Below are 26,540 nucleotides of genomic sequence, written 5' to 3'. Positions count from 1 at the left end.
CGGGAGAAGGTGGCCCGAAGGGCCGGATGAGGGGTGAAGCCTACCGGTGAAGACGAGACCCATCCCATGACCACCCCTCTCCCCGATGCCGCCAGACGCGTCGCCGCCGCCGCCCAGGCCCTCGGGCTCGACGTCGCGGTCATCGAGATGCCGGCCTCCACCCGCACGGCGGAAGACGCCGCGGCGGCTTGCGGCTGCACGGTCGGCCAGATCGTCAAGTCGCTGGTCTTTTCGGGCCGGGACAGCGGCACGCCCTATCTGCTGCTGGTCTCGGGCACCAACCGGGTGGATCAGGAGGCGGTCGCCGCCCATCTCGGCGAGCCGCTCGACCGGCCGAACGGCAAGGCCGTGCGCGACATCACCGGCTTTGCCATCGGCGGCATTCCGCCGCTGGGTCACGCCACCCCGCTCGCGACCTTCTTCGATCCCGACCTTCTGGCCCATGACATCGTCTGGGCCGCGGCGGGCACGCCCTCCTGCGTGTTCTCGGTGGCACCAGGTGCGCTCGCGGCCGCGATCGGGGCAAAGACCCTCGTCATGACGGGGTGAAGCCGGCAGGGGTTGCGGCGTACCGCCCCTGCGGATCTGCAGTTCGCACACTTGCGCGACGGCTGCACAAGGGTTTAGCTGCCACAAAAGCGTCGCCGCGCAAGGCGGGAGTGCCGATGACCAGTCTCGAACTCGATCATGTCTTCGTCTTCGTCGAACCGGACCATGGCCGTCCCGGCGGGCGCGTCTATGACGAACTCGTCGCCGGCGGTCTGGTCGAGACCTATCGCCGGCGCCACGAGGGGCAGGGGACCGCGAACGTCTGCTTCGTGTTCGACAACGCCTTTCTCGAACTCCTGTGGGTGGTCGACGTGCAGGAGGCGCGCGCGCCGGACATCGGCCGGGCCGGGATCGAGCGGCGCGCCGACTGGCGCTTCCTCGGCGGCTCGCCCTACGGGATCGCGGTGCGCACCGAGGACGACCTGCCGTTCGAGACCTGGCCCTACCGCTTCGAGGGCCTTCCCGACGGCCTGCACATGCCGGTCGCCACCGCCTCCGACGACCTCGCCCAGCCGTTCATCTTCCGCTCCCTGCGCAACCGGCGTCCCGACCGCTGGGACAACGGCGCGGCCGGCGAGCGGCAGCGGGCCGCGGGCCTTGCCGAGATCACCGCCCTCGACCTGACGCTGCCGAAGGGCGTGGAGCCGGGCGAGGCGCTGTCGGTGCTTGCCGATGCGGGCCTCGTGCGTCTCCATGTCGGCCCGCCGGACGCGCTGGCCCACCGCATGGTGCTGACGCTGTCGCGGAACGACGGCGGCACACCGCGCCGGCTCGACATCGCGGGCTTCCACTGGCTGGACGATTGAGGGCCGGCGTCCACGCCCTCCCTCGGGCTGCGGCAGGCATCGCCCGTCGAGCGACCCGTGGTCGGAAGCTTGCATCGGATCGTGTCCATCGCGGCAGGATCGCCGGACCACGCGACGGGACGGGCGGATGATCAAGGGCATCGCGTTTCTTCTGCTCTGCCAGCTCGTCGGCGAGGTCGCCGTGCGCGGTCTCGGGCTGCCGTTGCCGGGGCCGGTGGTCGGATTCCTGCTGCTGTTTGCGTTCCTGCTGGCGCTGGCACCGCGCACCTATGCCCGGCCCCGGCTGGGGCGGCTCGTGGAGGAGGTGGGGTCGACCAGCGACCGGCTGCTTGCCAGCCTCGGCCTGCTGTTCGTACCGGCGGGGGCCGGCGTCATTCAGAATCTTGGCGTGTTCGCCGCCCACGGCGTCGGCCTCGCGCTGACTCTGGTGCTGTCGCTGGCCGTCACCCTGGTGGTCACGGTGCTGGTGTTCGTCGCCGTCACCCGGCTCACCAGCCGGCGGACGGATGCGGGCGAGACGGAGGGCGGCGATGAGCGGCGCTGACTTCGGCCTCTGGACCTATCTTGCCGCCTCTCCGTTGCTGTGGCTGACGCTGACCCTGCTGGTGTGGATCGCCGCCGACGGCATTGCCGTGTTCTGCGGTCGGCATCCGGCGGTCAATCCGGTCCTGATCGCTATCGTGCTGGTCGCGCTGATCCTCGTCGCCACCGGCACACCCTACCGCGTCTATTTCGAGGGTGCGCAGTTCATCCACTTCCTGCTCGGCCCGGCGACCGTGGCGCTTGCCGTGCCCCTCTATCGCAACTGGCGGCTGGTGCGCCGCCGGCTGCTGCCGATTGCGGCAGCATTGGTGGCCGGCTCGGTGACGGCGGTGGTCAGCGCGGTGGGCCTCGCGCTGCTGTTCGGCGTGCCGAAGCCGGCGGTGATCGCGATCGCGCCGAAATCTGTCACCGCCGCCATCGCCATGGGCGTCTCGACCGAGCTTGGCGGCGATCCGGCGCTCACCGCCGTGCTGGTGATCATGACCGGCGTGCTCGGCGCGGTGATGGTGACGCCGCTGATGAACGCGCTGAAGATCCGTGACTATGCGGCGCGGGGCTTCGCGGTCGGCCTTGCCGCCCACGGCATCGGCACGGCCCGGGCCTTCACCGTCGACAGCACCGCCGGCACCTTCGCGGGCATCGGCATGGCGCTCAACGCGGTGATGACCGCGCTGATCATGCCGGTGCTGCTTGCCTTCTTCTTCTGAAAACGCGCTCGCGCGGCCGAACCGGTGCCTGCGGGCAAAGCTGCTGCGGCAGGCGCGCGCATTGCCTCGCTCCCGGATTTGGCCTAAGCCACCGGCCTCGCCAGACGGGCTTCCTGCCGCGCACTGGCGCCGCCGAGGTCGCCCGATGCCGCTCACCAAGCTCTCCGTCAACGTCAACGCCATCGCCCAGCTGCGCAACCGGCGCGACCTGCCGTGGCCGAGCGTCACCGGCCTGTCGGCAATCGCGCTCGACGCCGGCGCCTATGGCATCACCGTGCATCCGCGCCCCGACGAGCGGCACATCCGCCGCAGCGACGTGACCAAGCTCACGGCGATGCTGCGCGCCGACTGGCCGGGCCGCGAGTTCAACATCGAGGGCTATCCGACCGAGGAGTTCCTGAGCCTCTGCGAGACGGCGCGGCCCGACCAGGTGACGCTGGTGCCGGACGACCCGGCGCAGGCGACCTCCGACCACGGCTGGGACACGATCGCTCACAGGGAACTCCTCTCCGAGGCAACCGCCCGCATCCACGGGTTCGGGGCGCGCGTTTCCATCTTCGTCGATGCCGATCCGGCGATGGCCACCGGCGCGGCCGCCCATGGCGCCGACCGGGTGGAGTTCTACACCGGGCCCTACGGCCACACCTTCGACGCGGCCGGCAAGGCGGCGGAGCTGGACAAGCTCAAGGTCTCGGCCGAGGCGGCGCGCGATGCGGGCCTTGCGATCAACGCCGGACACGACCTCACCCTCGATAACCTGCCGGCGCTGAAAGCCGCCGTTCCCTTCATCGCCGAGGTCTCGATCGGCCATGCGCTGACCGCCGACGCGCTGATCTACGGCATGGCCGAGACGATCCGCCGGTATCGCGCTGCCTGCGGCGAGGCGGTGTGACGAGGCCGGGCGAGGGCGGGCCTCCCGCCTTCGACGCGGATTTTCGCGCGCGCCTCGGCGATCTCTTCCGCTGGCGGCGCGACGTGCGCCGCTTTCGCCCCGATCCCGTCGATCCGGATCTCGCGGCCCGCCTGATCACGGCGGCGGCGCTCGCCCCCTCGGTCGGCTACTGCCAGCCGTGGCGCTTCGTCACCGTCGTCGATCCGACCCGGCGGGCAGCCGTGCGCGCCGACTTCGAAGCCGCCAACGCCGCGGCGCTGGCTGCCCGGCCCGACGATCGCGCCGGCCTTTACGCCCGCCTCAAGCTCGCCGGCCTCGACGAGGCGCCCTGGCATCTCGCCGTCTTCGTCGAACCCGACCCGGAGACCGGCCATGGCCTCGGCCGCGCGACCATGCCGGAGACGGTCGCCTATTCGGCGGTGATGGCCGTCCACACGCTCTGGCTCGCCGCCCGCGCCGAAGGCTCGGCATGGGCTGGGTGTCGATCCTCGACCCGGACCATGTCACGGCGATCCTCGACATCCCCCCGCACTGGCGTCTCGTCGGCTACTTCTGCCTCGGCTGGCCGGCGGAGAACCACGTGGTGCCGGAACTGGAGCGCGAGGGCTGGGAGACGCGGCAGCGACCCGTCCATCTTCTGCGCTGAGCACCGTCTGACGACGTTGGAAAGTAACTGGCGCGAAAGCGGGCACTGGATGCGATCTTTTCGTTCGATGGCGGTCCCGTTCCGGTCGGGCCTGAAGAAATGCAAGGACGTCGTCCCCATCCTTCCGGCTTGCTGATCAAGCCCCGACAGGGGCGGCCGGCCGCGAATCCGCCCCGCAGACCGACCGCTTCAAGTCCGGCAGGAATGACGAAACCTGCAATTTGGTGATCGGATGACTGTCGATGCAAACGGGTTTGCATGAATGCATCACTGGCACATGGCTTGCTGATCTTGGGAAGTCGCGTTTTGCGTTTCCCGATTCAGGGGCGTTCCATGGTTTCCAGTCCATTGATTGCCGCGATGACCGAGATCTTTTCGAAACTCGGCGCCGAGACTTCCGGCGAGGTCGCGACCTATATTCCGGAACTCGCAAAAGCCGATCCTGACGGTTTCGCCTTCGCGGTGGCGACCGTGGATGGTCAGGTCTTCTCGATCGGGGATGCCGGAACCCGTTTCACCATCCAGTCGATGTCGAAGCCCTTCGCCTATGCCGCCGCGCTCGACCGGCTCGGCCGCGAGACGGTGATGACCCGGGTCGGGGTCGAACCCACGGGGGACGCGTTCAACGCAATCATTCTCGACGAGGACCACAATCGGCCGTTCAATCCGATGGTGAACGCCGGGGCGATCGCCGTTGCGGCGCTGTTCGACGGCGAGGAACGCGATGCGCGCACTCGGGCAATGGTGGACGCGCTGTCGCGATTTGCCGGCCGGACGCTCGAAATCGACGAGGCGGTGTTTCGCTCCGAGGCGGAGACCGGGCATCGTAACCGCGCCATCGCCTATCTGATGCTCAACTCCGGCATGCTGGCCGCAGAGCCGGACCTCGCCCTCGACACCTACTTCCGCCAATGCTCGCTTCTGGTTGACACGCGCGATCTCGCCGTCATGGCGGCAACGCTGGCCGCGGGCGGACGCAATCCGCTGACCGGGGAGGTTGCGGTCTGGCGCGCCCACATCCCGGACGTGCTCACCGTCATGCTCACCTGTGGCATGTACGACTATGCCGGCCAGTGGGCCTATGAGGTCGGATTGCCGGCCAAGAGCGGCGTGTCGGGCGGCGTGCTCGCGGTCGTGCCCGGCCAGTTCGGGATCGCCGCCTGGTCGCCGAAGCTGGATGCGATCGGCAACAGCGTGCGCGCCGTGGCGGCGATCCGCGCGCTGTCCGAACGGTTCCGCCTGCACGGCCTGGCGGCCCGCCCGGACGACGCCGGTGTGCTGCGCCGGTCGCTCGACGGGCGGGCGATGCGGTCGCGGCGCTGGCGCTCGCCGGAGGCGGTGGCCCGGCTCGAGATGCAGGCCGAACGCCTCATCGTACTCGAACTTCATGGCGAGATCTCCGTCGCCGCCGCCGAGCGCGTGCTGCGCCGCGTCGCCGAGGGGCTGGCGGCCGGCGAGGTGGTGCTGGACGTGCAGCGCGTGACGGGCGTGGAGGCCGGGGCGGAGCGCATGTTTGCCGATTTCGGTCGTGAGCTTGCCCTCGGCGGTCAGTGCGTCACCATCGCCGGACCGGGCAACATCCTGTTCGGCGATGCGGAGGACGCCGCCGCCGGCTTCGCCATGGCTGCGGGGATCGACAGCGCGCTGGAACGGGCGGAAAACCGTCTGCTCGGCACGTCGCCCACGTCCCGCGATGACGAAAGCCGCACGCTTGCCGATGCCAGGCTGCTGTCGGGCCTCACTCCCGAAGAATTCGAACGCCTTGCAGGCGAAGTGCCCCCGGCCCCTCTCGAAGCGCCTGCCGGAACGCGGCTTGCGGCGCTCGGCGAGCCTGCCGACACCGTCGTGATCATTGGCACCGGCCGCCTGAAGGTGCTCCTCCCGGTGGAGGGCGGCGAAGCCGTTCCTCTCAACGGGCTCGGACCCGGCGAGACCTTCGGCGAGATGGCGCTGATGGGCGCCGCGCAGCGCTCCGCCGATGTGGTGGCCGAGACGGACGTGACCGGCTGGAGCCTGCGGGTCGACGATCTCAGGGCCTACGGCGCGCGCCACCCCATGGCGATGAACCGGATTCTCGGCGCTCTTGCCGTAGACCTTTCAGACCGGCTGCGGCGGGTCAACGCGACGATCAGCGCCTTGCGCCGGTAGAGGCGACGCATCCAGCCGGTCATCCCGCGACGTGACCATGTCGGCAATCCGGGCCATAGCCTGCCCCGAACCGTACCGTCCGGTACGCCCCATCGCACCACGCTCTGCCGGGGCAGGATCTTCGACCGTGACCGCCGCGCTTCCCGTCCGGACCGCCGGACGTTCGCCGCGCCGGTCCCGGCCCGGCTCATTTCACGCCCATCACCTCGGCGCATCGCGAAAGGCCGATGCCGGCAGCACCGGTATCGCGTGAAATGCGGATCGCCTTGATGATGCTGTCCGGCGCGGGGGCGGTCGTGATCTGCAACTCGCAGAACAGTTGCTCGGTCCGCGCTGCGGAAACGAGGCGCTGACCCGGAGGGGGCGGTGGCGACGACGGCGCCGCGCCGAACAGCCCCGACGGATTGAAATTGACGCTCGCGCTGCGCGAGGTGGTGGTGGTCGTGGTCCGGGTCACCCCGGGCCGCGGATTTTCCACCTTGGTCTCTGTCTTCGTCACCTGTCTCCCATAGAGCGGCGCGGCGCTCTGCACCGTGGCCGCGGGCCGGGCGCAACGCTGGCTTCCGAAAGTCGACGATGGCATCGACGACGGCTGGAAGGTGCTGGACGGGAAGGTTGCGCCGGAGGGGAATGTCGTGGAGGGGAATGCGGGTGGCTGAAAGGTGGGTGCGGCCGTTGCCACGGGTGCATACTGGGCAGGCACGTGTTTCGTCGTCTCGCCGCCTCGCCAGGTATGGATCGTGTCGCCGTTGGCGAGAACGTAGCTGCCGCGCGGCGGGCCATATTGCACGAAGAAGGCATCGCTCGGCTGGCCGATCCAGCGTGCGGTGATTGCCTGGCCCGCCTGTTCGGTCGTGACGCAGGCAGCCAGTCCGAGAAGCGCCAGACCCGACGCCATCACCCTTGTTCTCTTCATCGTTGTCTTCCCCACATGATGGCGGCTGATCATCACGCCCTGCCGCCTGGCCCATTGTCGGATGGTCGCCCCGTATCGGGTTTCGGTCTGATCGGCCGAGGCCCGATGCGGACGTGCCATTGCGCGGAAAGCGTTGATCGCCCGACACTTTCCGTGACTGATCTCAGTCTGCATTTCCCAGGAAGAATCCGCCCCAGGCGGCGTTCCCTGCCCGTCTTCTCAAGTCCGCGGCCATGACCGCGTCGCCCAGCTTCTCCCGGATCTCGGCGCGTCTGACCAGCCAGGGAGCGAACTGGTCGTTTCTCGTGATCGCCTCTGCCAGTGCGGCATCGGCCCCGTCCAGATCGTCCTGTGCCGCGAGGACCGCAGCGCGCGCAGCCCACACGGACGCCTCCTCCGGCGCAACGTCGACCGCGCGCTGCAGAAGCTGCATCGCCTTGCCGGGCAGGCCCTCGCGGGCAAGGATGTATTCGGCCTTGGTGGACAGTGCCTCGGCGAGCAAGGAGTCGTCCGCTTCGGCGAGGACCCGATCGAGTTTCACCATGCCCTCGTCCGGATCGCTGGCGATGCTCCGGACGTCGGCGAGCAGGATCTGTGCGGCATGAAGTCGGCCCCACAGATCACCGGACTGGGCGGCGCGCTCGAAATGGGCAAGTGCGGCATGTGGGTCCGGCGCCGCGACGAAGATCCCGTCCCGGTAGAAAAGGCCCAGTCTGATCTGGGCGAAGGTGACGTCGAGGCGGGCGGCCTCCGCATAGGCCACCGCCACCGCCCTCGTGTCCTTTACGCCCTCGGGGGCATGTTCCAGCATCCAGGCGATGTTGCCCATCGCAGGCGCATAGCCGGCATCGGCCGCGCGGCGGTAGTAGGCGAGCGCGATGTCCCGATCCACCGGTTGACCGCGCCCGTCCTCGTACATCGAACCGATGTTGTTGAGGGCAACGCCGATGCCCGCCGCAGCGGCGCGCTCGTAGAGCGACCGCGCGCGCCGGGTGTCGATCGGCACGCCGAGCCCATCCTCGTGAAGGATGGCGAGATTGACGTCGGCAAGGCGATACCCTTTCGCGCCGGCGGCTTCATAGAGCTCGCGGGCACGCTGGTGATTGCCAAGTCGCTGTTCGGCCCTGCCCAACTGAAAGGCGAACCGTGGCTCACCGGGATTGCCGGCGAGGGCTTTCGCACAGACCGCGCGCGCGGCCGTCGGATCGATGTCGAGATGATCGACGCCGGTGCTGGCGAAGGCGGGATCGTTGCGACTCGCCGCCAGCCTGTCGCACTCGCTGCCGGTGGTATCCGCCATCACCACGCTGCCGCGAGCAGACTCCCGAGCAAAGCTCCGAGCATCGCTGTCTGCCTGCTCCACATATCGGATGCCCCTCGCTCTGGATCATCTCGCACCGGTCGATGGACTATCCGAAGACATGGGATCAGCGGTATCGAAGGTGTCTCAAAATGCGGCGCTGGATTTGCGCCTGCGTCTCAATCAAGATCCGTGCACCCGTTTCAAGCGTAGAAAATCCATGCTGGACAACAGCTTGCTAAGGAGAGCGAAGGATTTGCCCCGGCTGAGACCCGTTACACAGGTTTTCTCCACCGAGCCGCTGCCAAAGGACATCCGCTTCGACGCCTTTCGCGCCCGCATCAATTCGATGTTCGAGATGAAGGCGTTCGACAGGTCAGAGGAACGAGACTTCTTCGGACGGATCCGAAGCGTCCACCTCGGCGCGCTGATCGTCAGCACGATGGAGACCACCAGCTTCGCGTTTGCCCGATCTCGCCGGCGTATCCTCACCGACTTCATCGACCATGTCCTGCTGCGCATCGACCTCGACGGCCCGTTCGAGACCGGAGGGCGCCCAATCGGCGTCCTTGTCATCGATCTCGGCCGAATCATTGATGTCGGGGTGACCCCGGCCAGCAACATCTCCGTGGTGGTGCCTCGCCGGGTGCTCGGACTGCCGGACGAGGCCCTCGCCACGCTTCATGGCGTGCGGCTCGAGACGCCGATGGCGCTGATCCTCGCCGACCACATCGTCTCGGTCGTGCGTCACGTTGGCGACGTCGATCTTTCCGACGCGGAGGCGATCGGGGCTCTGACGCCGGCCCTTATTGCTGCGTGCCTGAAGCCGGGAGAGGATAGGGTCGGCCGAGCACGCGCCGACCTCGACGTCGTCACCGTCGGCCGGGCCAGGGCTTTCATCGAGGCCAATCTTCGTGATCCCCGGCTCAACCCTGAAAGCGTTGCCCGTGGGGTCGGTGTGTCCCGGGCTGGCCTCTACCGTCTTCTGGAGCCGGCCGGAGGCGTGGCAAAGGCGATCCGCGAAGCGCGACTGAAGCAGGCCCTCCACGATATCGTCGAACGGGGCGCCACCGCCCGGCTTGGGGATATCGGCCATGCCCTGTGCTTCTCCAGCGAGGCGCAGTTCAGTCGTGCCTTCAAGGCCCAGTTCGGCTTCACTCCTCGTGAGGCGCGCGCCGCCGTGGTGGAGGGGCGCAATGTCTCGGCGCTCGGTGACGGTGCGCCGGATCCCGATCGGCTGGTGTTCGGAGAGTGGCTGTCACGTCTGTGACTCCTGCCATGCGGACAGTCCGCCACGCGGCTCCTGCTTGATGCGCCCGGCGACGCACCCGTCACGCACTTTCGCCTGCGCTTCTTGACGCGGCCTCCGGGTTGCGACATAAGACGAACCGTACCGTTCGGTACGTTGCATTGCACCACGCCTTGCCGGGGCAGGACCCTTCGCCGTGACCGCCGCACTTCCCGTCGAAACCGCCGCATATTCGCCGCGCCAGCGCGAGGTGCTCGATGTGGCGCTGCGGCTGCTGGTCGAGGGCGGCGAGCGGGCGTTGACGACGGCGGGGCTGGCGCGGGCGGCGAACTGCTCCAAGGAAAGCCTCTACAAGTGGTTCGGCGACCGCGACGGCCTGCTGGCGGCGATGATCACCCATCAGGCGGCCAAGGTGCGCACGCCGGCCCCGGCGCGCGCCGCGCCCGATGCCGCCGAGTTCCGCGAACTGCTGGCGGTGTTCGCCGAGGATCTTCTCACCGTGCTGTCGGGGCCGACCTCGCTGGCGCTCAACCGTCTGGCGATCGGCCAGGCGAGCGGGGAGGGCGCGAGCTCGGGGCGCTGCTGATGGAGCGTGGCCGGCGCACCATCGAGGCGCGGCTGCGGGCGCTGCTCGACCTCGGCCGGCGGCAGGGGCATCTCGCCTTCGCCGATCCGCACGAGGCCTACGAGACGCTCTACGGCCTCGTGGTGCGGGACCTCCACGTGCGGATGCTGCTCGGCGCGCCGGCGCCGGAGGGCGCTGACGTGAAGGTGCAGGCGGCACGGGCCGTCGACGGTTTTTTTCGCCTCTACGGGCGGATGTGACACGGCGCCGGTGCGGCGCCGTCGGGAAACGGCCAGCCGACACCGGCCGGCCGACGACAAGGGGCGGAACGCCCCCAGGGAAAGGTGAAGGACGATGCGCGTTTACTACGACCGCGATGCGGACATCAATCTGATCAAGAGCAAGCAGGTTGCGATCATCGGCTACGGCAGCCAGGGCCGCGCCCATGCGCTGAACCTCAAGGACTCCGGCGCGCCGAACGTGGCGATCGCCCTGCGTCCCGGTTCGGCGACCGCCAAGAAGGCCGAGGCCGACGGCTTCAAGGTCATGACCGTCGCCGAGGCGGCCGGCTGGGCCGACCTGATGATGATGGCGACCCCGGACGAACTCCAGGCCGACATCTACCGCGACGAGATCGCCCCGAACATCCGTGACGGCGCCGCCATCGCCTTCGCCCACGGCCTCAACGTCCACTTCGGCCTGATCGAGCCGAAGAGCAGCGTCGACGTGCTGATGATCGCCCCGAAGGGCCCCGGCCACACGGTGCGCGGCGAATACCAGAAGGGCGGCGGCGTGCCCTGCCTCGTCGCGATCCACCAGGACGCCAGCGGCAACGCCCTCGACCTCGCGCTCTCCTATGCCAGCGGCGTCGGCGGCGGCCGGTCGGGCATCATCGAGACCACCTTCAAGGAAGAGTGCGAGACCGACCTGTTCGGCGAGCAGGTCGTCCTCTGCGGCGGCCTCGTGGAGCTGATCCGCGCCGGCTTCGAGACCCTCGTCGAGGCGGGCTACGCCCCCGAGATGGCCTATTTCGAGTGTCTCCACGAAGTGAAGCTGATCGTCGACCTCATCTACGAGGGCGGCATCGCCAACATGAACTACTCGATCTCGAACACCGCCGAGTGGGGCGAGTATGTCTCGGGCCCGCGCATCATCACCGCCGAGACCAAGGCCGAGATGAAGCGCGTGCTGACCGACATCCAGACCGGCAAGTTCACCTCGGAGTGGATGCAGGAATACCGCGCCGGCTCCGCCCGCTTCAAGGGCATCCGCCGCGTCAACGACGCCCACCAGATCGAGCAGGTCGGCGAGAAGCTGCGCGGCATGATGCCGTGGATCGGCAAGAACAAGCTGGTCGACAAGGCCCGCAACTGATCGGGACTTGTCGACCCCTCGGCTAAGCGGTCGTGCTTGGTCGGAACAGCAAATGGTTCCCCCTTTGCCCGTCGGGGAGAGGGGGAACCGAAGGGTTGGTGGGGGGCCGCTGCGCCCGTCCGCCCCCTCGTCCGGCCGCTGCGCGGCCACCTCCCCCCCCCGGGGGGAGAAGGGAGCCACGAGCGGCGACGGATCCAGCAGGTTCGTCGTCAGAGACTTCGCCGCTGCGAAAATTGCCCGAAGGATGTCCGCATGCGGTCGACAGCCTGGGTTGCCCCCGACGGAACGCCGGTGACCGTCGCGCCGATAGCCACCGTCGATCTGCGGCTCGTTTCCGGCAGCTGGACGGAGGACGCCGCGCTGAAGGCGCGGGTTGCCGCGCACTGGGCGGCGGAGGTTGCCCGCAACCCGTCGCTCTGGAACGGCAGCGTGCTCGCCACCCGCGCGCCGGGACGCGCGGGCGGCCTCGTGCTGGAAGCGGGCGTGCTGCGCGCCGACGCGATCACCATGGAGTTCGCCGGCTTCGTCGCGTGGCGCGACTGGGGATTTCCCGACCTCGGCTTTCGCAACCTGTTCGGCTCGGCGGTGATCCAGTCGTCCGACGGCGCCCTCTTCTACGGGCGGATGGCGGACTGGACGGCCAACGCCGGCAAGGTCTACCCGCCCGGCGGGTCGCTGGAGCCGCGCGACCTCCGGGCCGACGGCACGATCGACGTGATCGGCTCGATCGAAACGGAAATGGCAGAGGAAACCGGCCTTGCGGCCGCGCAGGCCGTGGTGGCCGGAACCTATGCGGTGTTCGACGGGCCCCGGGTCTCGGTCGCGCGGCACTACCGCTTCCGGCAGACCGCCGACGAGCTGCTCGCCGGAATTCGCGCCGAGATCGCCGGGCAGCGGCGATCCGAGCTCTCCGACATGGTGGTGATCCGCGATGCGGCGGCGCTCGACCCCGAGACGGTGCCCGGCTACGCGCTGGCGATCGCCGAAACGGTGCTGGGGCCGGCACAGGACTGAACAGCTCCGGGGTGCAGCGAACATCGACTATGCAGGCTTCGGTTGCGGTCCGTCCGATCGTCCCCGGTCCGGCATCCCATCGAACGTTTTCCCGTCCCGATCATTTTCTGGGCAGAGGCGCCAGAATTTAGCCGAACGACACTCACATTTTTCGGCGCACCGCTCTAGGCTTGCTGCGCGTGAGGGCGTACACGCACGGAGCGGATCGGGGTGGCGCGTCGCACCCCGATGTTGCCAGGGAGGCCCGGATGGATCGCAGGTTCATGGTTCTCGACGTCTTCACCGACCGTCCGCTCACCGGCAATCCGCTTGCCGTCGTGCTCGACAGCGAGGGCCTCGACAGCGACGCGATGCAGGCGATCGCCCGGGAATTCAACCTCTCCGAAACGGTGTTCGTCGCGCCTCCCGAGCAACCGGCGCACACGGCCAAGATCCGCATCTTCACGCCGACGCGCGAACTTCCCTTCGCCGGCCATCCGACGATCGGCAGCGCGGTGGCGCTCGCCGAGGTGCGGTTCGGCAAGGTCGACGGGCCCCAGGACGCGGTGATCGTGCTGGAGGAGGGCATCGGTTCGGTGCGCTGCGCGGTCGAGCTCTCGCCGGACCGCGCCAGCCGCGCGGTGTTCGACGTGCCCAAGCTGCCCGAGGCGATCCCGTTCAACGTGCCGAAGGACGTGATCGCGGCGGCAATCGGCCTCGAGCCGAGCGAGATCGGCTTCGAGAACCATCTTCCCTCCGCCTACACGGCCGGGGTGCCCTTCGTCTTCGTGCCGGTGCGGGACCTCGGGGTGATGCGCCGCGTCTCGATCGACAACAAGAAGCTGCTGTTCGCCTTCGCGCCTGTCGGCATCGGCAGCACCTATGTCTATACGCGCGAGACCGAGCACATGGCGAGCAGCTTCCACGCCCGGATGATGTCGGCGTCGCTCGGCACCCGCGAGGATCCGGCGACCGGATCGGCGGCGGCGGCCTTTGCCGGCGTGGTGGTGCGCTTCGACGGCGTGACCGACGGCCAGCACCCGCTGGTCATCGAGCAGGGTTACGAGATGGGCCGCCCGAGCCGGATCGACCTCGAACTGCAGATCGAAGGCGGCCGGCTCACTGGCGCGCGCATCGCCGGCGAGGCGGTGCTGATCTCCGAGGGTCGGCTCACGGTCTGAGACGGCACGTCCGTCAGCTTCGCGCGCCCACCCAGGCCGCAACCTTGCGCAGGGTTTCCGCCGGGATCTCCGCGCCGAGCATCGCGGCGAGGTCGGCCAGCGTCGTTGCGCGCAGCCGCTCCCGCCAGGCCTCGTCGGCCTCCCACATCACCCGGGCGATGGTGCAGGGGGCCATGTCACAGGTGTCGGTGGCGCGGCAGGGATTGTTGCGCCGGATCTCGGTGCAGGCGAAGGTGCGCCGTCGTCCCTCGACGGCTTCGACGATGTCGAGGAACGAGACTGCGGACGGCGGCTTCGCCAGCCGGTAGCCGCCGGCCGGGCCGAGGCTGCCTTCGACGATCCCCGCAGTCGACAATGCCTGCAGCGCCTTGGAGAGATACTCCTTCGGCACGCCGTGAAAGTCGGCGAGCGACTTGGTCGACAGGCGCCGACCCTCCGGCAGGCCGGCCAGCAGCCCGCAGCAGTGCAACGCCCATTCGACCTGGTTTCTGAGCTGCATCAGCTGAGGCCGGCTTTCGTCAGTCCGTATTGCGCGTCGCGCGAGCCCGGCACGGACCTGAAGCCGACGCTGACGCGGTTCCAAGCGTTGATGGCCATGACCACGAAGGTCAAGTCCGAGAGTTCGCGATCCGCCAGATGCTGGCGGACGCGGTCATAGATCTCGTCCGGCACGCCGTGGGGCGGCAGCGTCGTCAGGGTCTCGGCCCATTCCAGGGCGGCGCGCTCGCGCGCGTCGAACAGGGGCGAGTCCCGCCAGATCGCGACGTGATGGAGGCGCAGTTCGCGCTCGCCGGCGATCCTGGCCTGCTTGGTGTGCATGTCGACGCAGAAGGCGCAGCCGTTGATCTGCGAGACGCGCAGATCGACGAGATGACGGAGCTTTGCCTCGATCACGTCTTGCCGAGGGAAATGCTGAACTCGCGGAACTTGCCAAGGAGATCGGGGGAGAGGGCGGCGTAGTCGAGGCGCTGGGTCATGGCGGGATCCTCTTGAGGCGGGCGTGGGGGGACGGAGATATTGCGGATATGAAACATCCTTATGGATATCAAATATCCACAATAACGCTGCCTGTAAAGCCTCAGGCGGCGGCGGGGGCCGCGGGGTTGGTGGCCGAAGGCCGTCGGTCCGGCAATTGCGGCAGTTTCCGCTTGCCATCGCCGCCGGGGCAGGGGTATGCACGAGACGACAGTGAGTTGAAGCGAGACTTCAAGGTCCCATGATCACGCGCCGCGCCCCCTGGCCGCAGATGATCGCCGCGCCGGCAACGCCCGCGCGGACGCTGTCGCTTGCCCTGACCCTTCTCCTTACCGGCCCCTGAGAGCCGGCGGCCCGCGTGCGGGCAGGCACTCAGGGGATGAGCCGACGGTCGAGCCCGGAAGGGATCCAACACCCAGCGGCGCATCGCGAACGCGACACCCGGAGCCTTCGAGCCCGGGCGCGGCGGCGCCGGACACGAGACGTGAGGAAGGTCAGATGAACGCCACCGCAACCCCCGCGACGCCGAACGAAAAAGACCGCGTCGTCATCTTCGACACCACCCTGCGCGACGGCGAGCAGTCGCCCGGCGCCTCGATGACGCTGGAAGAAAAGCTCAACGTCGCCGAACTGCTCGACACCATGGGCGTCGACATCATCGAGGCGGGCTTCCCGATCGCCTCCAACGGCGACTTCGAGGCCGTGTGCGAGATCGCGAAGGTGACGAAGAACGCGGTGGTGGCCGGTCTCGCCCGCGCCATCCCCGGCGACATCGACCGGGCCGGCGACGCCGTGCGCCATGCCCGGCGCGGCCGCATCCACACCTTCGTCTCCACCTCGCCGATCCATCTGCAGTTCCAGATGAACAAGACCGAGGAGCAGGTGCTGGAGATCATCCGCACCACGGTCGCCCGCGCCCGCAACCTGATCGACGACGTCGAGTGGTCGGCGATGGATGCGACGCGCACGCCGATCGACTATCTCTGCCGCTGCGTGGAGGCGGCGATCCGCGCCGGCGCCACCACGATCAACCTGCCCGACACGGTCGGCTATGCCGTGCCGGAGGAATACCGGGCGATGTTCGAGCAGGTCCGCGCCCGGGTGCCGGATGCCGACAAGGCGATCTTCTCGGTCCACTGCCACGACGACCTCGGTCTCGCCGTCGCCAATTCGCTGGCGGGCGTCGCCGGCGGCGCGCGGCAGGTCGAATGCACCATCAACGGCCTCGGCGAGCGCGCGGGCAACGCGGCGCTGGAAGAGGTGGTGATGGCGATGCGCACCCGCTCCGACGTGCTGCCCTTCGCCTGCAACGTCGATCCGGTGCATCTCACCCGTGCCTCCAAGCTGGTGGCGGCGGTATCGTCCTTCGACGTCCAGTACAACAAGGCGATCGTCGGCAAGAACGCGTTTGCCCACGAGAGCGGCATTCATCAGGACGGCATGCTGAAGAACGCCTCGACCTACGAGATCATGCGTCCCGAGGACGTGGGCGTGAAGGCGACCTCGCTGGTGATGGGCAAGCATTCCGGCCGCCATGCCTTCAAGGACAAGCTCGCCGAACTCGGCTACGTGATCGGCGACAACGCCTTCGAGGAGGCCTTCCGCCGCTTCAAGGATCTCGCCGACCGCAAGAAGCACGTCTACGACGAGGACATCGAGGCGCTGGTGTCCGACGAGATGGCGACCGGCGGCGAGGCGATCCGCATGCTGTCGCTGACCGTGATCGCCGGCACCGGCGGCCCGGCCAAGGCGATCGTCACGCTCGACGTGCGCGGCCAGCACGTCACCCGCGAGGAGACCGGCGACGGGCCGGTCGACGCGACCTTCAAGGCGATCAAGGCGATCGTGCCGCACGAGGCCGTGTTGCGGCTCTACCAGGTGAGCGCCGTCACGGAGGGCACCGACGCCCAGGCCGAGGTGTCGGTCCGGCTCGAGGAGGGCGGCCGCACGGTGACCGGCAAGGCCGCCGACACCGACACCATCGCCGCCTCGGCGCGCGCCTATGTCTCGGCGATCAACAAGCTCGCCAACGGCGTTGCGTTCGGCCGCGGCGAGGCGATGGCGGCGGTGTGATACCGCCGCCCCGATGAACGGACTCGATCGGCCTCATCCTGAGGAGGGCGCTCTTGCGCCCGTCTCGAAGGACGGGGCCGCCCCCCGCCCTTCGAGACGGCCCGTTCCGGGCCTCCTCAGGGTGAGGGTGGAGAGAGGTCGATTCATGCGCGCTGGTATGAGGCAACCGGTCCAAGAGGACCAGAGGATCAACGGCGCCCCGGCCATCAGCCGGGGCGCCGTTTGTCCGTTCACAGAGCTGTCTTCGGGCGGATGTGCTTCAGATGATCAGGATGTCGCCCGCATCGATGGTCGAGCCGGCCGAAAAGCCCATGATGAAATAGACGCCGCCGGCCGGGTCGTCGCCGTTCGGGTCCCAGACGAGTTGGATGTCGCCGAAGGCCGGGTCGCCGCCGGGGCTGGTTTCCAGCACGAACTGGGCGGCGTCGCCCACCGGATCGTCGATGCTGAACAGCGCCGGATCGAGTGGGCCGGCGCCGGGGCCGAACTGCAGCAGACCGGAGAACAGCTCCAGCGTGTCCTCGCCCGAGACGAAGTCGGTGATGAGGTTGAAGCCCATGCTGCCGCTGGCGGCGACGAAGCGGTCGGCGCCGCTGCCGCCGGTCATCCGGTTGGAGCCATCCCCGATCATGATGACGTCATCGCCCGCGCCGCCGACGAGCGTGTTGCTGCCGGGGCCGCCGTGCAGCGTGTCGTTGCCCGCGCCGCCGTCCATCGTGTCGTTGCCGCGCCAGCCGCGCAGGATGTCGTTGCCCTCGCCGCCCTCGAGGATGTCGTCGCCGCGCCCGCCGCCGAGGACGTCGCTTCCGGCACCGCCCGCGATCACGTCGTCGCCGATGTTGCCGCTCAGGATGTCGCGCCCGTCGCCGCCCGAGAGCGCGTCGTCGCCGTCCCCGCCGCTGCCGCGGTCCGCACCCGCGCCGAGCGTGATCGTGTCGGCCTGGTCGCCGCCGGTCACGGCGTAGCGCTCGAAGCCGCTGATCTGGGAGCCGAAGCCGTCGCTGGCCGCCGAACCGGACACGACGAAGGCCAGCACCTGCTCCGGCGCGAGCGACACCTCCAGCGTGTCGCCGTCGCCCGCGCCGCCGTCCAGGACGTTCGCCGCGCCGGCCCGGTAGCTCACCGTGTCGTCACCACCCGCCGCATCGACCGTGTTGGCCCCGCCGCCGGCCCCGATCGCGTCGTCGATGTCGCCGGTCGTGATGCTGTCGTCGCCGTCGCCGGTGGAAATCTCGAATCGCTCGATGCCGGAGATCGACAGGTTCATGTCGCCGCGGGTCGCCAGTGCCGGGGAGAGGACGACGGCCGCGCCGCTCGTCCATGCGAGGCGCAGGGTGTCGTAGCCGGCCGCGCCACCGTTGATCAGGCCGTCGACCGTGTCGTCGATCACGAAGAAGTCGTTGCCGGCCTGCCCGTAGCCCTCGAAGGTGACCCGTTCGCCGCCGAGGGCGGACTGGAACAGGTCGTCGCCGCTGCCGCCGTCAAGCACATCGCGGCCCTCGTCGGCGAAGAGGACATCGTTGCCGTCACCCCCGTCCAGCGTGTCGCTGCCGCGACCGCCCCGCAGGGTGTCGTTGTCGTCGCCGCCGTTGAGCCGGTCGTTGGCGCGTCCGCCGAAAAGATCGTCATTGCCCGCAAGACCGTCGATCTGGTCGTTTCCCGCCGTACCCTTGCGGACGTCGTTGCCGGTGGTGCCGGTAATGATATTGATCGCCATCTTCGTGTCCCCCGTCATCGTCAAAAAGAACGAGCGGCTTGAGCAATACTATTCTTGAATACCCCTTGATGTCAAAAGTTGTACATGAAAATCTACATGATGATTTGCTGCATTGCGCTTGGGGAATATTGCAGCGCGGAGGCGGGGCCGTGTCTCTGCAGGCATCTCGGCGCGCCCGGGTGCCGGTTGCCTCGCGGCGCGCGTTCCCGCCCCCCACCAATGGTGCCGAAGAATCATCGCAAAAGGGGCTTGCAGGCTCCGGCCTCCCCGACTATAAGCCCCCAACGCAACGGCGGGCCGCAAGGTCTGCTGCGGGCGGCACTTAGCTCAGTTGGTAGAGCAGCTGACTCTTAATCAGCGGGTCGTAGGTTCGATCCCTACAGTGCCCACCAAAGATTTCGGGAACCGCGGCCCTGGCGCCGGGATCCTGTGGGAAACGAAAAACCGTTCGATGACCTTGCGCTTGACGCGAGCTCATCGAACGGTTTTTTCGTTTCATGACCACGTCGCAGGCACGACCAGCCAAGGGCCGGCCGCCGGGCAGCCGAAGATCGCGATCCGTGTCATTCCCGATCGGGGCAATTCATATGATTTCTCCCACGAAGTCTTAACGGCATCCCGGTAACTCTCGCCGTCGACGCGGACGAGACCCGCATGGCCGCGGTCCAGGATATCTCCGGGCACAAGACAGGCCGGCCGGTGACCCTGCAACTGCCCGCACTCGGACCCCGGAACCCGTGATGGACACCTTCTGGCTTGGTCTCTTCGCCGACATCGGCCTGATGGCGATCCTCCTTGCAGCCTGGTCGCATCTCGGTGACCGGCTCGAGGGGCAGCGGGCATCTGCGCGGGTTCCGGTCTTCGGACTGCTGATGGCCTTCGGCGCCTGTTGTCTGATGTCCTTCCCGATCCGGGCGGACGATGGCATCTACATCGATCTTCGGAGCGTGCCGCTCGCGATCGCCGCCTTCTGGGGTGGTCCGGTGGCAGGCGCGATCGCTGGCGGCGCCGCTCTCGTCTACCGCGTTCATCTTGGCGGAGTCGGCATGCCGGCGGGGCTGCTGTCGATCACTCTCGTGAGCCTCGCCGCGACCGCCGTCTGGTGGAAGGTGCGCCTGCGCGGACCGCGGTTGCCGGACATCCTGCTCGTGTCCCTCACTGTCGCGGTCGTTCCGCTGGCTTCGTTTCCGCTCCTGCCGTCCGACGTCTGGCGCGGACTGCTGGTGGGGCTCGGTCTGCCGTCCTCGATGCTGATCTGCCTGTCGATGCTGGTGTTCAGCCTTGCGCTCGACCAGGATCGCCGCCGGCGCGAGGCCCATCGCGATGCCGACGTGTTCCGCTCGATCATCGAGGCGATGCCCGACTGCATCAATGCCAAGGATCTGCAGGGCCGTTTCGTCGCCGCCAACCCGGCGACGGCGAAACTGATGAAGGCCGCGAGCCCACGGGTGCTGATCGGCCGGACCGACTTCGACTTCTATCCCGCCGACCTCGCCGAGGCCTTCCGCGCGGACGAGGAGCGGACGCTGTCGATCGGCGCGCCGCTGACGATGGAGCAGCGGTATCTTCGGCCGGACGGCTCGGAAGGCTGGCTGATCACCCTGAAGGCGCCGATGCGCGACGCCGCAGGGGACCTCGCCGGGCTGATCACGCACAATCGTGACATCACCGAGTGGAAGGCGCTGCATGCCGAGCTCGCCGAAAGCCGTGCGCGGCTGTCCGACGCGCTCGCGCACATGGCCGACGCGCTGGTGATGTTCGACCGGGACGGGCGGATCGTCTTCAGCAACGACCGCTATCGCGACCTCTTCCCGAAGACCGGCGATTTCCGGATCCCCGGCACGTCGCTGCGGCAGATTCTCGCCGCCGCCGTGGCGCGCGGCGAGGAGGAGGTCGCCTCCGGCAACGTCGAGGCATGGATCGCCGGAACGATCGCCAGCCTGGCAGTGGAGGGAAAGCGCACGGTCCGGCTGGGCGACGGGCGCTGGCTGGAGGCCCGGACGCGGCCCCTGTCGGACGGCGGCGCGCTGGTGGTCTTTTCGGACGTCACCGCCGCGAAATCCGCCGAGGAGGCGCTGCTGAGCCTCAACCATCACCTCGAGGCGCTGGCGCGGACCGACGGCTTGACCGGCCTGCTCAACCGCCGGGCCTTCGACCTGACGCTCGACAAGGAACTGGCGCGGGCGCAGCGCAACGGGTCGGATGCCACGCTGCTGCTGATCGACATCGATCGCTTCAAGGCCTTCAACGACCGCTATGGCCACCCGGCCGGCGACCGCTGCCTGCGGGCGGTCAGCCAGTGCCTGCAGGGCACGCTCTATCGTCCGGGCGACATCGCCGCCCGTTACGGCGGCGAGGAACTGGCGGCGATCCTCCCGGACACGGATGCCGAAGGGGGCGCCCACATCGCCGAGGCCTTCCGGCAGTCCGTCCGCGCTCTCGATGTGGAGCATCTCGGCAGCGAGCATGGCCGGGTGACCGTCAGCATCGGGGTCGCGACGATCCGGCGTGTTGCCGGCAGCACCTCCGGCGATCTCGTGGCCGCCGCCGACACGGCGCTCTACGCGGCGAAGGCGTCCGGCCGGGACCGTTTCGTGCTGCACGGCCGGGATCTCGTGCCGCCCGCACGCCGGGCCTCCTGATCGACTTGACCTCGGGCGGTCGCAGGGCGACGGTGCCTGCCTCTCACGGGACTCACGCAACAGCCGGGACCAGACATGAAGATCGCGATCATGGGGGCCGGCGCCGTCGGCTGCTACTACGGGGCGATGCTCGCCCGCGCCGGTCACGCGGTGACCCTGATAGGGCGGCCCGCGCATGTCGAGGCGATGGCCGAGCACGGCCTCGTCCTGGAGACGGCCGCCTTCCGCGAGAGTGTGGCGGTGCAGGCGACGAGCGAGGCGGACGGCGTTGCCGGCGCGGAGCTCGTGCTGTTCTGCGTCAAGTCCACCGACACCCTGTCCGCCGGCGCGGCGATGGCACCGCATCTTTCCCCTTCCGCCGCCATCTGGAGCCTGCAGAACGGCGTGGACAATGCCGAGCGGCTTGCGGCCGTGCTCGGCCGGCCGGTGACGCCGGTGGTGGTCTATGTCGCCTCGGAGATGGCCGGACCCGGGCACGTGCTTCACCATGGCCGCGGCGATCTTGTCGCCGGCGTCGCGCCGGACAGTGCCGCGATCGCCGAGCGATTCACCGCGGCCGGGGTACCGACCACCGTCTCGGCCGACGCGGTCGGCGCGCTCTGGTCCAAGCTGGTGATGAACTGCGCCTACAACGCGCTGTCCGCGATCACGCAGTTGCCCTACGGCCAGCTTGCGGCGGCGCCCGGCGTGCTGGACGTGATGCGCGATGTCGTCGACGAATGCCTTGGCGTTGCCGCTGCGCTCGGGATCGCGATTCCGGGCGACGCCTGGTCCGGCGTGGTGGCGCTGTCGCGGTCGATGCCCGGCCAGTATTCCTCGACCGCGCAGGATCTGGCCCGCGGCAAGCGCAGCGAGATCGACCACCTCAACGGCCATGTGGTGGAGAAGGGCGCAGCGCTCGGCATCCCGACGCCGGCCAACCGCACGCTGCACACGCTGGTGAAGCTGCTGGAGGCCAAGAAGGCAGGCTGACGAGCCAACCTGGCGAAGGATGCCGATCTCAGGTCGGAAAGGGCGAGGGCCCTCCTGGTCGACGGACCCTCACCGGTAGCAGCCGTCGCGTCGAGGTTCCAGCCGGTGACCTTGCCCGCTTCGAGGATCAGAGTCGTCTTGCAGCTGACCGTCGTGGCGTAGGCCGGTCCCCCGGCGTCGCCGTAGAACCAGCCGTAGCGCGGGCCGGCGCTGACCCCGAAGCCGGGGCGGTAGCGGGTCTTCTGCGAATACCAGGAGAGGTAGCGCTTGCCGGCCCCGACATAAACGTTGTCGGGCGGACCGAGGCTTGCCACAAGCTGCGGCTCGCTCATGCCCTTGTATCCCAGCATGCGCTGTTCGGCAGCCTCGCGTCCGCTGGTCGTCTGACAGGCGGTCAGGGCCAGCAGGCCCAGAATCAGGAGCGGTACGTGGCGCATGACACCCTCTTCAAGAACCCCTCAGAGATAGAACCCCTCCGGTGCAAATTCCAGTCCCTGGCGGCGGGCGGGGCGAAGCCTGTTGCACCGCAGCATCATCTGCGGCAGGTCCAGCCTCGAACAACTTCAACAGGATCAGGTTGATGTTCCCGTCAACCGTCGTGGTCGGCCCTTCGCAACTGCGAGATCGGCGCCGCACACATGGTCCATTCTGTCGCACCCACCCCCCTTGCGCCGACATTACGGAAGCTTAACTTGAGGTCAGGGCTGATCGCGGTCAGTCTCAATGGACACTTGCTGGTGCCGGACTGCGGGTGCCCCAAAACCCCTATCGGAGGAAATATCATGGCCTGGAACACCCCCAAGGTTGAAGAGCTCTGCGTCGGCATGGAAATCAACATGTACTTCCCGCCGGAAGTCTGATTTCCGGAACGCAGACATGCTAATCGGGGCCGAAGCCGCGTCTCCGCGGCTTCGCGCTCTCGTTCTTGGCGCGGCTGCAGGCGGCGGTTTCCCGCAATGGAACTGCAACTGTGCCAACTGCGCCGCTTTTCGGCGCGGCATTGCCGGGTTCGAGGCGCGAACACAATCTTCTCTTGCCGTGAGTTCCGACGGGGTGCGCTGGGCCTTGCTCAACGCTTCGCCTGATCTCGGTCGCCAGTTCCTGGCCTGCCGCCAGATTCAGCCGGATGATCCCGTGATCGTCGGGCTTCGTCATACGCCGATCGCGTCGGTGCTCCTGACCAACGGCGACATCGATCATGTCGCGGGCCTGCTGACACTGCGCGAGAAGCAGCCCTTCGAGCTGTTCTCGACGGCGGGCATTGCCGAGGTGATCGGAGGCAACCCGATCTTCCAGGCGCTCGACCCCAAGTTCGTGACACGGCGCACCGTGACGCTGGACGCGCCGTTCGAACTCGTCGATGGCGTGACCGCGCGCTTGTTTCCGGTTCCGGGCAAGGTGCCGCTCTATCTCGAAGGCGACGTGGTCGACACGGATCTCGAGGGCGAGCAGACCGTCGGCGTCGAGCTGTCCGGTCGCCATGGCGCCCGCGCCTACTACATTCCCGGCTGCGCGCGCATGACCGAGGCACTGGCCAATCGCCTGCGCGGTGCCGATGCCGTGTTCTTCGACGGCACGCTCTGGCAGGATGACGAGATGATCCGCATGGGCGTCGGCGCCAAGACCGGCAAGCGCATGGGTCACATGTCGATGAGCGGACCCGACGGGTCGATCGCGGCCTTTGCCGGACTCGACGTCGCGCGCCGCATCTTCGTCCACATCAACAACACCAATCCGGTGCTGAACGACTTCTCGGCCGAGCGTGCCGAAGCGGAAGCGGCCGGATGGACCATCGCCCGCGATGGAATGGAGGTTCTGCTATGAACGGGGCCCAGCGCACACCGATGACGCCGGACGAACTGGAGGCCGCGCTGCGCCAGATCGGCGCCGAGCGCTATCACAGCCTCCATCCCTTCCACGACCGGCTGCACGGCGGCCACTGCACCCGCGAGCAGGTGCAGGCGTGGGCGCTCAACCGGTACTGCTACCAGTCGGCGATCCCGCGCAAGGACGCGGCCCTGATCGCGCGCTGCGACGACCGGGACCTGCGTCGCGAGTGGCTGCACCGCATCACCGACCATGACGGCCTCGAAGGCGAGGAGGGCGGCATCGAGCGCTGGCTGGTGCTGACCGACGGCCTCGGCTTCGACCGCGACTATGTGATCTCGCGTCAGGGCGCGCTGCCGGCGACGAAATTCGCCGTGGAAGCCTATGTGCGCTTCGTGGCCGAGCGGACGCTGCTGGAGGCGGTCGCCTCGTCGCTGACCGAGCTGTTCGCGCCGAACCTGCACAAGCAGCGCATCTCCGGCATGCTGGAGAGCTACGACTTCATCAACGAGAAGGTGGTCGCCTACTTCCGCCGCCGTCTCGACCAGGCGCCGCGCGACGCGGGCTTTGCCCTCGACTACGTCAAGCGCAATGCGCGCACGGTCGAGCAGCAGCAGGCGGCGATGGGCGCGCTCACGTTCAAGACCGAGGTGCTGTGGGCGCAGCTCGATGCCCTGTCCTATGCCTATGTGAGCCCCGGCATTCCTGCCCCCGGCGCCTGGCGTCCGGGCGAGGGCATGCGCGCCGGCGTCGAGGCGGCGGCGTGAGCGGCGAGGCGGCCGACGACACGGCCGCGGCCCCCGCCGATCGCATGCCGGAAGGCGGCGTGCCGCGCCTGCTGCGCGGCGTGCGCATCCGCTACGACGAGGCGCGCGAGACCCACATGCTGCTGGCGCCCGAGCGGGCGCTGCGGCTCGATCCGGTGGCGGCGGCGGTGCTGGCCGAGGTTGACGGCGTGCGCAGCGTCGCCCAGATCGTGGATCATCTGGCCGAGACATATGCCGCACCGCGCGACACGATCGCGACGGACGTCCGAAAGCTGCTTCTCGACCTCGTCGACAAGCGCATGATGGAGGTGACGCCATGAACGCTCCCACGCCCGCGGAAAAGACCGGCACCGTCCGGCGCGTTCCCGCGCCGATGGCGATGCTCGCGGAACTCACCTACCGCTGTCCGCTGAAGTGCCCCTATTGTTCCAATCCGCTCGAGATGTCGAAGCGCTCCGAGGAGTTGTCGACCGAGGAGTGGTCCGAGGTGCTGCGCCAGGCGGCGCGCATGGGCGTGCTCCATGTCCACTTCTCGGGCGGTGAGCCGGCCGCGCGGCGCGATCTGGAGCAGCTGCTCTCGGTCGCCGTCGAGGCGGGGCTCTACACCAACCTGATCACCTCCGGCGTCGGCCTCACCGAGGCGCGGATGAAGGATCTGTCCGCGCGCGGGCTCGATCACATCCAGCTTTCGGTGCAGGGCACCGATTCCCAGACCGCCGACCTCATCGGCGGCTATCGCGGCGGCTTCGACCACAAGATGAAGGTTGCCGGCTGGATCGCGGCGGAGGGCATTCCGCTCACCGTCAACGCGGTGATGCACCGGCGCAATCTCGACCGCACCGCCGAGACCATCGATCTCGCCGTCAAGCTCGGCGCCCGCCGCATCGAGGTGGCGCACACCCAGATCCACGGCTGGGCCTACGTCAACCGCGCCGCGCTGATGCCGACGCGCGAGCAGGTCGACCGCTGCTCGGAGATCGTCGAGGAGGCGCGCGAGCGGCTGAAGGGCACGCTGGTCATCGACTACGTGCCGCCGGACCATCACGCGAAATATCCGAAGGCCTGCATGGGCGGCTGGGGCCGGGTCGGCCTCAACGTGACGCCCTCGGGCAAGGTGCTGCCCTGCCACGCGGCCGAATCGATCCCGCATCTCGAGTTCGAGAATGTGAAGGACAAGCCGCTCGCCTGGATCTGGGCCGACAGCAGCGCCTTCAACGCCTATCGCGGCACCGACTGGATGCCGGAACTCTGCCGTTCCTGCGACCGGCGCGAAGTCGACTGGGGCGGCTGCCGCTGCCAGGCGATGGCCTATGCCGGCGACGCCGCCGCGACGGACCCGGCCTGCATCAAGTCGCCGTTCCACGCGAAGATGCAGGACATGGCGCTGGCCGAAGCCGCGGACATCTCTCCGGCGTATGTATACCGGACGCTGTGATGGGGACGGATGGCGGCTGACGTCGCAGGCGACTGGCCGCCGTCTCGCTGTCGTGTTTTCCGGGCTTGATCCGACGACCTGTTGGTCTCACGGCGTTGGGTGATCCATCCGGGTGACGTCTCTGGGGCAGGCACGATCGCGTGCGGATACCGCCTCGTCACCGGGTTGCCGCCTCAAGTCGCCGGGTGACCGGCCTGGTCAGCGGCAAGGGCCGGAGCACCCGGCCTCGTCCTTCGAGACGGCCTGTTCCAGGCCTCCTCAGG

Annotated in this window: 22 protein-coding genes and 3 pseudogenes; 20 read left to right on the top strand and 5 right to left on the bottom strand. The window is 68.5% G+C overall.

The window, feature by feature from the left end:
* The first annotated feature begins 66 nt into the window (after window positions 1-66).
* The 7 genes and pseudogenes from A6302_RS10940 to glsA all read left to right on the top strand — a co-directional run bounded on the left by A6302_RS10940 (window position 67) and on the right by glsA (window position 6,291).
* Window positions 67-549 (top strand): YbaK/EbsC family protein, encoded by a 483-nt coding sequence (locus tag A6302_RS10940; protein WP_069307066.1) that lies wholly within the window; start codon window positions 67-69, stop codon window positions 547-549.
* A gap of 116 nt (window positions 550-665) precedes the next feature.
* Window positions 666-1,355 carry a VOC family protein gene (locus A6302_RS10935; RefSeq protein ID WP_069307065.1) on the top strand — a complete coding sequence of 230 codons (690 nt, stop codon included), beginning with the start codon at window positions 666-668 and terminating at the stop codon, window positions 1,353-1,355.
* 127 nt (window positions 1,356-1,482) lie between these two features.
* Entirely contained in the window at window positions 1,483-1,899 is a 417-nt protein-coding gene (locus A6302_RS10930; RefSeq protein WP_069307064.1) for a CidA/LrgA family protein, read from the top strand.
* On the top strand, window positions 1,886-2,605 hold the full coding sequence (locus A6302_RS10925) for an LrgB family protein (RefSeq protein WP_069307063.1): 720 nt from the start codon (window positions 1,886-1,888) through the stop codon (window positions 2,603-2,605). The genes A6302_RS10930 and A6302_RS10925 overlap by 14 nt, the downstream gene beginning before the upstream one ends.
* A gap of 145 nt (window positions 2,606-2,750) precedes the next feature.
* On the top strand, window positions 2,751-3,497 hold the full coding sequence (locus A6302_RS10920; RefSeq protein WP_069307062.1) for a pyridoxine 5'-phosphate synthase: 747 nt from the start codon (window positions 2,751-2,753) through the stop codon (window positions 3,495-3,497).
* Window positions 3,494-4,143 (top strand): annotated as a pseudogene (gene bluB, locus A6302_RS10915) (5,6-dimethylbenzimidazole synthase). The gene A6302_RS10920 and the pseudogene bluB overlap by 4 nt, the downstream one beginning before the upstream one ends.
* A gap of 282 nt (window positions 4,144-4,425) precedes the next feature.
* Window positions 4,426-6,291, top strand: a complete 1,866-nt coding sequence (glsA, locus tag A6302_RS10910; protein WP_169833561.1) for a glutaminase A — start codon at window positions 4,426-4,428, stop codon at window positions 6,289-6,291.
* 187 nt (window positions 6,292-6,478) lie between these two features.
* Here the strand turns inward: glsA and A6302_RS10905 are convergent, their stop codons facing one another.
* Window positions 6,479-7,381, bottom strand: a complete 903-nt coding sequence (locus A6302_RS10905; protein WP_141703662.1) for a hypothetical protein — start codon at window positions 7,379-7,381, stop codon at window positions 6,479-6,481.
* Window positions 7,371-8,507, bottom strand: a complete 1,137-nt coding sequence (locus A6302_RS10900) for a tetratricopeptide repeat protein (protein WP_069307059.1) — start codon at window positions 8,505-8,507, stop codon at window positions 7,371-7,373. The genes A6302_RS10905 and A6302_RS10900 overlap by 11 nt, the downstream gene beginning before the upstream one ends.
* A 220-nt stretch (window positions 8,508-8,727) precedes the next feature.
* Between A6302_RS10900 and A6302_RS10895 the strand changes: the two genes are divergently transcribed.
* The 5 genes and pseudogenes from A6302_RS10895 (at window position 8,728) to A6302_RS10875 (ending at window position 13,869) form a co-directional block, all read left to right on the top strand.
* Window positions 8,728-9,777, top strand: a complete 1,050-nt coding sequence (locus A6302_RS10895; protein WP_069307058.1) for a helix-turn-helix domain-containing protein — start codon at window positions 8,728-8,730, stop codon at window positions 9,775-9,777.
* A gap of 175 nt (window positions 9,778-9,952) precedes the next feature.
* Window positions 9,953-10,581 (top strand): annotated as a pseudogene (locus tag A6302_RS10890) (TetR/AcrR family transcriptional regulator C-terminal domain-containing protein).
* A gap of 94 nt (window positions 10,582-10,675) precedes the next feature.
* Window positions 10,676-11,695 carry a ketol-acid reductoisomerase gene (gene ilvC / locus A6302_RS10885; protein WP_069307057.1) on the top strand — a complete coding sequence of 340 codons (1,020 nt, stop codon included), beginning with the start codon at window positions 10,676-10,678 and terminating at the stop codon, window positions 11,693-11,695.
* Window positions 11,696-11,947: 252 nt separating this feature from the next.
* Window positions 11,948-12,709: a hypothetical protein gene (locus A6302_RS10880; RefSeq protein WP_069307056.1), complete on the top strand. Its 762-nt coding sequence runs from the start codon at window positions 11,948-11,950 to the stop codon at window positions 12,707-12,709.
* Between the two features lie 263 nt (window positions 12,710-12,972).
* Window positions 12,973-13,869 (top strand): PhzF family phenazine biosynthesis protein, encoded by an 897-nt coding sequence (locus A6302_RS10875; protein WP_245294027.1) that lies wholly within the window; start codon window positions 12,973-12,975, stop codon window positions 13,867-13,869.
* 13 nt (window positions 13,870-13,882) lie between these two features.
* Here the strand turns inward: A6302_RS10875 and A6302_RS10870 are convergent, their stop codons facing one another.
* Together A6302_RS10870 and A6302_RS10865 are read right to left on the bottom strand one after the other, a co-directional pair.
* On the bottom strand, window positions 13,883-14,368 hold the full coding sequence (locus tag A6302_RS10870; protein WP_069307054.1) for an RrF2 family transcriptional regulator: 486 nt from the start codon (window positions 14,366-14,368) through the stop codon (window positions 13,883-13,885).
* Window positions 14,368-14,846, bottom strand: a pseudogene (locus A6302_RS10865) (carboxymuconolactone decarboxylase family protein). Before A6302_RS10865 ends, A6302_RS10870 begins: the two are co-directional and overlap by 1 nt.
* 496 nt (window positions 14,847-15,342) lie before the next feature.
* Between A6302_RS10865 and A6302_RS10860 the strand changes: the two are divergent.
* Window positions 15,343-16,917, top strand: coding sequence for a 2-isopropylmalate synthase (locus tag A6302_RS10860; protein ID WP_069307053.1), 1,575 nt, complete (start codon window positions 15,343-15,345; stop codon window positions 16,915-16,917).
* Between the two features lie 259 nt (window positions 16,918-17,176).
* Here A6302_RS10860 and A6302_RS10855 read toward each other — a convergent pair whose 3' ends face one another.
* Window positions 17,177-18,634 carry a calcium-binding protein gene (locus A6302_RS10855; RefSeq protein ID WP_069307052.1) on the bottom strand — a complete coding sequence of 486 codons (1,458 nt, stop codon included), beginning with the start codon at window positions 18,632-18,634 and terminating at the stop codon, window positions 17,177-17,179.
* 740 nt (window positions 18,635-19,374) lie between these two features.
* On the opposite strand from A6302_RS10855, the gene A6302_RS10845 reads away from it, so the two are divergent.
* The 7 genes from A6302_RS10845 to pqqE all read left to right on the top strand — a co-directional run bounded on the left by A6302_RS10845 (window position 19,375) and on the right by pqqE (window position 26,277).
* Entirely contained in the window at window positions 19,375-21,276 is a 1,902-nt protein-coding gene (locus tag A6302_RS10845) for a diguanylate cyclase (protein WP_069307051.1), read from the top strand.
* A gap of 75 nt (window positions 21,277-21,351) precedes the next feature.
* The gene (locus tag A6302_RS10840) at window positions 21,352-22,248 is read left to right on the top strand and encodes a ketopantoate reductase family protein (protein ID WP_069307050.1); all 897 of its coding nucleotides are present in this window, start codon (window positions 21,352-21,354) and stop codon (window positions 22,246-22,248) included.
* A 638-nt stretch (window positions 22,249-22,886) separates the two neighbouring features.
* Window positions 22,887-23,108 carry a pyrroloquinoline quinone precursor peptide PqqA gene (gene pqqA / locus A6302_RS26160; RefSeq protein WP_083255684.1) on the top strand — a complete coding sequence of 74 codons (222 nt, stop codon included), beginning with the start codon at window positions 22,887-22,889 and terminating at the stop codon, window positions 23,106-23,108.
* Between the two features lie 16 nt (window positions 23,109-23,124).
* Window positions 23,125-24,072 carry a pyrroloquinoline quinone biosynthesis protein PqqB gene (gene pqqB / locus A6302_RS10835; protein ID WP_069307049.1) on the top strand — a complete coding sequence of 316 codons (948 nt, stop codon included), beginning with the start codon at window positions 23,125-23,127 and terminating at the stop codon, window positions 24,070-24,072.
* On the top strand, window positions 24,069-24,842 hold the full coding sequence (pqqC, locus tag A6302_RS10830; protein WP_069307048.1) for a pyrroloquinoline-quinone synthase PqqC: 774 nt from the start codon (window positions 24,069-24,071) through the stop codon (window positions 24,840-24,842). Before pqqB ends, pqqC begins: the two co-directional genes overlap by 4 nt.
* On the top strand, window positions 24,839-25,162 hold the full coding sequence (gene pqqD / locus A6302_RS10825; protein WP_245294026.1) for a pyrroloquinoline quinone biosynthesis peptide chaperone PqqD: 324 nt from the start codon (window positions 24,839-24,841) through the stop codon (window positions 25,160-25,162). Before pqqC ends, pqqD begins: the two co-directional genes overlap by 4 nt.
* Window positions 25,159-26,277, top strand: a complete 1,119-nt coding sequence (pqqE, locus tag A6302_RS10820) for a pyrroloquinoline quinone biosynthesis protein PqqE (protein WP_069307047.1) — start codon at window positions 25,159-25,161, stop codon at window positions 26,275-26,277. The genes pqqD and pqqE overlap by 4 nt, the downstream gene beginning before the upstream one ends.
* The last annotated feature ends 263 nt before the right edge of the window (window positions 26,278-26,540 follow it).

This window comes from Methylobrevis pamukkalensis (assembly GCF_001720135.1).
GTDB lineage: Bacteria > Pseudomonadota > Alphaproteobacteria > Rhizobiales > Pleomorphomonadaceae > Methylobrevis > Methylobrevis pamukkalensis.
The sequence above is the reverse complement of the archived record's forward strand: the minus strand, read 5'-3'. Positions and strand labels throughout refer to the sequence as shown.

Coding starts and splice junctions, on each gene's coding strand:
- A6302_RS10940 (WP_069307066.1), top strand. CDS start 67: ATGACCACCCCTCTCCCCGATGCCGCCAGACGCGTCGCCGCCGCCGCC.
- A6302_RS10935 (WP_069307065.1), top strand. CDS start 666: ATGACCAGTCTCGAACTCGATCATGTCTTCGTCTTCGTCGAACCGGAC.
- A6302_RS10930 (WP_069307064.1), top strand. CDS start 1,483: ATGATCAAGGGCATCGCGTTTCTTCTGCTCTGCCAGCTCGTCGGCGAG.
- A6302_RS10925 (WP_069307063.1), top strand. CDS start 1,886: ATGAGCGGCGCTGACTTCGGCCTCTGGACCTATCTTGCCGCCTCTCCG.
- A6302_RS10920 (WP_069307062.1), top strand. CDS start 2,751: ATGCCGCTCACCAAGCTCTCCGTCAACGTCAACGCCATCGCCCAGCTG.
- A6302_RS10905 (WP_141703662.1), bottom strand. CDS start 7,381: ATGCAGACTGAGATCAGTCACGGAAAGTGTCGGGCGATCAACGCTTTC.
- A6302_RS10900 (WP_069307059.1), bottom strand. CDS start 8,507: ATGGCGGATACCACCGGCAGCGAGTGCGACAGGCTGGCGGCGAGTCGC.
- A6302_RS10895 (WP_069307058.1), top strand. CDS start 8,728: ATGCTGGACAACAGCTTGCTAAGGAGAGCGAAGGATTTGCCCCGGCTG.
- ilvC (WP_069307057.1), top strand. CDS start 10,676: ATGCGCGTTTACTACGACCGCGATGCGGACATCAATCTGATCAAGAGC.
- A6302_RS10880 (WP_069307056.1), top strand. CDS start 11,948: ATGCGGTCGACAGCCTGGGTTGCCCCCGACGGAACGCCGGTGACCGTC.
- A6302_RS10875 (WP_245294027.1), top strand. CDS start 12,973: ATGGTTCTCGACGTCTTCACCGACCGTCCGCTCACCGGCAATCCGCTT.
- A6302_RS10870 (WP_069307054.1), bottom strand. CDS start 14,368: ATGCAGCTCAGAAACCAGGTCGAATGGGCGTTGCACTGCTGCGGGCTG.
- A6302_RS10860 (WP_069307053.1), top strand. CDS start 15,343: ATGAACGCCACCGCAACCCCCGCGACGCCGAACGAAAAAGACCGCGTC.
- A6302_RS10855 (WP_069307052.1), bottom strand. CDS start 18,634: ATGGCGATCAATATCATTACCGGCACCACCGGCAACGACGTCCGCAAG.
- A6302_RS10845 (WP_069307051.1), top strand. CDS start 19,375: ATGGACACCTTCTGGCTTGGTCTCTTCGCCGACATCGGCCTGATGGCG.
- A6302_RS10840 (WP_069307050.1), top strand. CDS start 21,352: ATGAAGATCGCGATCATGGGGGCCGGCGCCGTCGGCTGCTACTACGGG.
- pqqA (WP_083255684.1), top strand. CDS start 22,887: ATGGTCCATTCTGTCGCACCCACCCCCCTTGCGCCGACATTACGGAAG.
- pqqB (WP_069307049.1), top strand. CDS start 23,125: ATGCTAATCGGGGCCGAAGCCGCGTCTCCGCGGCTTCGCGCTCTCGTT.
- pqqC (WP_069307048.1), top strand. CDS start 24,069: ATGAACGGGGCCCAGCGCACACCGATGACGCCGGACGAACTGGAGGCC.
- pqqE (WP_069307047.1), top strand. CDS start 25,159: ATGAACGCTCCCACGCCCGCGGAAAAGACCGGCACCGTCCGGCGCGTT.